At 70.5% G+C, this 4,704-nt stretch carries 6 protein-coding genes; 3 read left to right on the plus strand and 3 right to left on the minus strand.

Features of this window, described 5'->3' with window-relative positions:
- Positions 1–698, plus strand: a 698-nt coding sequence (locus tag ACWCO3_RS31770; RefSeq protein ID WP_450013574.1) for a MinD/ParA family ATP-binding protein, incomplete at its 5' end; no start/stop codon positions are given.
- Positions 699–743: 45 nt separating this feature from the next.
- On the opposite strand, the gene ACWCO3_RS31775 is transcribed toward ACWCO3_RS31770, so the two are convergent.
- Positions 744–1,172, minus strand: coding sequence for a DUF3151 domain-containing protein (locus ACWCO3_RS31775; RefSeq protein WP_145778200.1), 429 nt, complete (start codon positions 1,170–1,172; stop codon positions 744–746).
- A 247-nt stretch (positions 1,173–1,419) separates the two neighbouring features.
- Here ACWCO3_RS31775 and ACWCO3_RS31780 point away from each other — a divergent pair, with 247 nt between their 5' ends.
- The gene (locus ACWCO3_RS31780; RefSeq protein WP_145778201.1) at positions 1,420–2,613 is read left to right on the plus strand and encodes an LOG family protein; all 1,194 of its coding nucleotides are present in this window, start codon (positions 1,420–1,422) and stop codon (positions 2,611–2,613) included.
- 50 nt (positions 2,614–2,663) lie between these two features.
- Here ACWCO3_RS31780 and fbaA read toward each other — a convergent pair whose 3' ends face one another.
- Complete coding sequence (gene fbaA, locus ACWCO3_RS31785; protein WP_145778202.1) at positions 2,664–3,689, minus strand: class II fructose-bisphosphate aldolase; 1,026 nt, start codon at positions 3,687–3,689, stop codon at positions 2,664–2,666.
- 136 nt (positions 3,690–3,825) lie between these two features.
- Positions 3,826–4,209 carry a phage holin family protein gene (locus tag ACWCO3_RS31790; protein WP_354883233.1) on the minus strand — a complete coding sequence of 128 codons (384 nt, stop codon included), beginning with the start codon at positions 4,207–4,209 and terminating at the stop codon, positions 3,826–3,828.
- Between the two features lie 122 nt (positions 4,210–4,331).
- Here ACWCO3_RS31790 and ACWCO3_RS31795 point away from each other — a divergent pair, with 122 nt between their 5' ends.
- Positions 4,332–4,544, plus strand: coding sequence for a hypothetical protein (locus ACWCO3_RS31795; protein WP_145778204.1), 213 nt, complete (start codon positions 4,332–4,334; stop codon positions 4,542–4,544).
- The last annotated feature ends 160 nt before the right edge of the window (positions 4,545–4,704 follow it).

The raw sequence follows: 4,704 nt of genomic DNA on the forward strand, positions 1-4,704 counted from the left end.
CCATCCTGCTGCTCGCGATGACGTTCGGTCAGAAGCGCGGCGGCTACGTGCTGGCGTGGGACAACAACGAGACCCAGGGCACCCTGGGGATGCGCGCCCAGCAGGACTTCCACTCCCGGACGGTCCGGGACATGCTGCGTGACCTCGGGCAGTTCCAGGGCGCCCACGGGCGGGTCGGTGACCTGTCGCAGTACGTGCGCTCGCAGGGCGAGGGCATGTTCGACGTGCTCGCCTCGGACGAGTCGGCCACGGGTGGCGAGATGTTGACAGCTGCCGCGTTCGCCGAGATCCGCGAGGTGGTCAGCCGGTTCTACAAGTTGATCTTCGTCGACACCGGGAACAACGTCCGGGCGCAGAACTGGCAGGCCTCGATGGACGCCACCGACCAGTTGGTGGTCACCATGTCGGCCCGTAACGACTCGGCGGAGACCGCCGCCCGGATGCTCGACCACCTGGAGCAGAGCGGCCGGCAACGGTTGGTCCGCCAGGCGGTGACCGTGGTGTCGATGCCGCCGTCCCGCAAGGAGATCGACCTACCGGCCATCCAGGAGCACTTCGCGGCCCGCACCCGGGCGGTGCTGTTGGCCCCCTACGAACGGCTCATCGACACCGGCGAGCCCATCCGTTACGGCGGGCTCTCCTCGGCCACGCGGGACGCCTGGCTGAAGATCGCCGCCGCGGTCGCCGAAGGGTTGTAAGCCACCGACGGCCGGCCCGACACCGGGCCGGCCGTCGGAGCGGGGTCAGTTGCTCGCCAGCGCGTCCGCTGCTTCCGGGTCGCAGTCGCGCAGGAACTGGGCGCAGCGGGCCGCCTCGTCGGCCTCGCCGATCTCGTCCGCCGCCCGGGACAGCACGTAGAGGCAGCGGAGGAAGCCCCGGTTGGGCTCGTGTGACCACGGCACCGGGCCGTGCCCCTTCCAACCGCTGCGACGCAGCTGGTCGAGGCCACGGTGGTAGCCGGTGCGCGCGTAGGCGTACGCCGTCACCACCTGGTCCTGCGCGAACGCCCGGGCCGCGAGCTCCGCCCAGGCCGCGCTGAAGGTCGGGAAGCCGGCCGCCACGCTGGCGAACGCCTCGTCGGTGCCGGCGTCGTCGGCTGCCGCCAGGGCGGCGTCGGCCTCGTCGTTCGCGGGCAGCCGGGTGGCCGGTGGCTCTGGCAAAAGGTTCTGCATCGCCCCATTCAACCCGCTGGACAGGGCGACACGCGAGCGGGTCGGCCGACACGTTCCGCTGAACGGCTGAGGAGTTGGTCACGCCTGCGGCCTATGCCGCCGCCAGGTGTTTTCCACTACAACTAATGGTCCGGAGCCTCCCCAGGAACCGGTAACGCAGGAGCCCGGTGGCCACGGTCGCCGGGCTTCTGTCGTCCCCGCCGGGCCCGAGGTTTGGCCGGCCCCGGCGAAGGGGCAGGATGGCCCGGTGCCGACCCCACCTCCCGCCGACGTCATCGAGCCGCACCTGCACGCCGGCGAGATCCAGACCCCGGACGAGCTGCGTCAGCAACTGGCCACCGGTCGACTGACCGGGTTGACAGTGCAGGGCCTGCGTCTCGACCTCGCGCCGGTGCCTGACCTGACCGGCGTCGACGTCACGGGCACCCTCTTCGTGGGCTGCCGCTTCGCGTCCCGGGAAGTCGGCGCCGACCTGGTCCGGCGCGGCGCGAACGTGGTGCCACCGTTCTCGGGCCTGCCGTACCCGACCCAACCGACGCACCTCTACACCCCTGAGGACCTGGCCGCCGGGTTCGCCGAGGGCGGGTTCGCCGGGATGTACGACACCCGGGTGTACGACCACTACCGGGCGCACGGCGGCGCGTTGCCGGACGTCAAGGAGGCGCTGGGCCAGCGGCTGCACGATCACGGTGTGGACAACGCGCTGGCCGATGCCACCCGGGCCTGGCTGGCCGGCCACGGTCCGCAGTCGGTGGTGGGCATCATGGGCGGCCACGCGGTACGGCGTGGCAGTCCCGCGTACCGGATGGCGGCGGTGCTGGGTTGGGAGCTGGCACGGGCCGACCGTCTGGTGGTGACCGGCGGCGGGCCCGGGGTGATGGAGGCGGCGAACCTCGGCGCCTACCTGGCGGACCGGCCGGCGACCGACGTGACGGCGGCGATCGACCTGCTGGCCACCGCGCCCGACTTCACCGACCACCACCGCTACACGGGGACGGCGCTGACGGTCCGGCAGCGGTACGCGGGCGTACCGCGGCAGCGGGGCGACGACCTGGGTTGGGCGCGAGCGGGTGGGCTGGCCATCCCGACCTGGCTGTACGGGCACGAACCGGCGAACCTGTTCGCCGGGCGGATCGCCAAGTACTTCTCGAACGCGATCCGGGAGGACACCATCCTGCGGCTGGCCCGGGGAGGCATCGTCTTCGCTCCGGGGCGCGCGGGCACCGTGCAGGAGGTGTTCCAGGCGGCCACCAAGACCTACTACGGCACCGACGGCGTCAGTGGCGCGTACATCTTCCTGGACCGGGCCTACTGGACTCAGGAGCTGCCGGTGGAGTCGTTGCTGCGTCCGCTGCTGGCCGCGTCCCCGTTCGGCGACCTCTCGGCGTCGATCCACCTCACCGACGACGTCCACGAGGCCGTCCGCCTGTTGACCGCCTGACGACGAACGGCCGGCCCCCACGCGGGGAGCCGGCCGTCGGTGGTACGTCGTTACTTGGTCATCGTGGTGCCGGTGGAGCGCAGGTGCTCGCACGCCTCGACGACCCGGGCGGCCAGGCCGGCCTCGGCGGCCTTGCCCCAGGCGCGCGGGTCGTACTGCTTCTTGTTGCCGACCTCGCCGTCGATCTTCAGCACGCCGTCGTAGTTGCGGAGCATGTGGTCCGCGACGGGCCGGGTGAAGGCGTACTGGGTGTCGGTGTCGATGTTCATCTTCACGACGCCGTAGTCCAGCGCCTCGCGGATCTCGCTCAGCAGGGAGCCCGAGCCGCCGTGGAAGACCAGGCTGAGCGGCTTGTCCTTGCCGTACTTCGCGCCCACCGCCTCCTGGATCTGGTTGAGGATCTCGGGGCGGAGCTTCACGTTGCCCGGCTTGTAGACGCCGTGCACGTTGCCGAAGGTCAGAGCCGCCATGTAGCGGCCCTTCTCGCCGAGGCCGAGCGCCTCGACCATGGCCAGGCCGTCCTCGGTGGTGGTGTAGAGCTTGTCGTTGATGGCGTTCTCGACGCCATCCTCCTCGCCACCGACGACGCCGACCTCGATCTCAAGGACGATCTTGGCCTTGGCGGCCTCGTCGAGGAGCTGGGCGGCGATCTGGAGGTTCTCCGCGACCGGCACGGCCGAGCCGTCCCACATGTGCGACTGGTACAGCGGCTCCTCGCCGCGCTTCACCCGCTCCTGCGAGATGCCCATCAGCGGACGGACGAACTTGTCCAGCTTGTCCTTCGGGCAGTGGTCGGTGTGCAGTGCGATGTTGACCGAGTACTTCTTGGCCACCTCGTGCGCGTACGCGGCGAACGCCACGGCGCCGGTGACCATGTCCTTGATCGACGGGCCGGAAAGGTACTCGGCGCCACCGGTCGAGACCTGGATGATGCCGTCGCTCTCCGCGTCGGCGAAGCCCTTGAGCGCCGCGTTCAGCGTCTGCGAGGAGGTCACGTTGATCGCGGGGTACGCGAACCGGCCAGCCTTGGCGCGGTCCAGCATCTCCGCGTAGGCCTCGGGGGAAGCGATGGGCATGTGATGCGCTCCTTACTTACCACTCTCGGCCGTGCTGGCCGCTGTTGTTCACGTGTGCGCCGGACCGCGCTGTCCTCCGCCCGGCAGTATCCCGCAGGTGGCGCGCGCCGGAACAACCGACCCGGGTGTCAGCCCCTCACCGGCGGTCCAGGTTGTCCGGCACGATGACGCTGATCAGCCAGGTGACCACTGTCATCACGATGGCTCCCCAGAACGCCGCCCAGAAACCGTCCACCTGGAACGGCAGGTCGAGCCCGCGCGCGATCCGGTCGGTGAGCAGGAACAGCAGGGCGTTGACCACCAGCGCGAACAGGCCCAGGGTCAGCAGGTAGAACACGCATCCGACGACCTTGATCACCGGTTTGAGCACCGCGTTGATCACACCGAAGATCAGCGCCACCACGATCAGGGTGAGGGCGGTGTTGCCACCCGAGCGTCCGTGCACGTCCACCCCGGGCACGATCAGAGTGGTTATCCACAACGCGACAGCAGTGATCGCCAGTCGGATGAGGAAGCCCACGGCACCATCCTGGCATCGGGTCGCGCCGTCGAGGGCCGATTCCGCCTACTCGCTTCCGGGCGCGGCGCCGTCCCAGCCCGTACGGTGGGTGGGAACCGTGCCCCGAGACCCCGGGAGGGACGATGGGTCAGCCCGACGAGGACTTCACGCCCGGCGACCACCTCGCCCCGGACGAGCGTGACCCGGAGGCCGAGCCGGCCGACGCGGTCGAACAGGCCACCGTCGTCGGCCCCGACGACGTCGACGGCGAACCGCACCGTGGCCTCGAGGTCGACGACTGGGACGCGATGGAGCAGGCCCGGGTGGTCACCGGCGACGAGGACGACTACCGCTGACGACTCAGCGAGCGCGATCGACCAGCCCGGGGTTGCGGGCCGCCCAGACGCCGAGCCGGTCCTCGCGCAGCGCGGTCAGTAACTCCGGTGCGATTGTCGGGTCGGGGTGCAGGTAGTGGTCCTGCCCGGTCGGCTCGGTGACCGGCAGGGTGAGCCCGAC

The sequence above is a fragment of the Micromonospora sp. NPDC002411 genome (genome assembly GCF_053592955.1).

Bases quoted from the DNA above. Each gene is read 5' to 3' on its own strand.
- ACWCO3_RS31795 (WP_145778204.1), top strand. From the start codon at position 4,332: ATGGGTCAGCCCGACGAGGACTTCACGCCCGGCGACCACCTCGCCCCG.
- fbaA (WP_145778202.1), bottom strand. From the start codon at position 3,689: ATGCCCATCGCTTCCCCCGAGGCCTACGCGGAGATGCTGGACCGCGCC.
- ACWCO3_RS31775 (WP_145778200.1), bottom strand. From the start codon at position 1,172: ATGCAGAACCTTTTGCCAGAGCCACCGGCCACCCGGCTGCCCGCGAAC.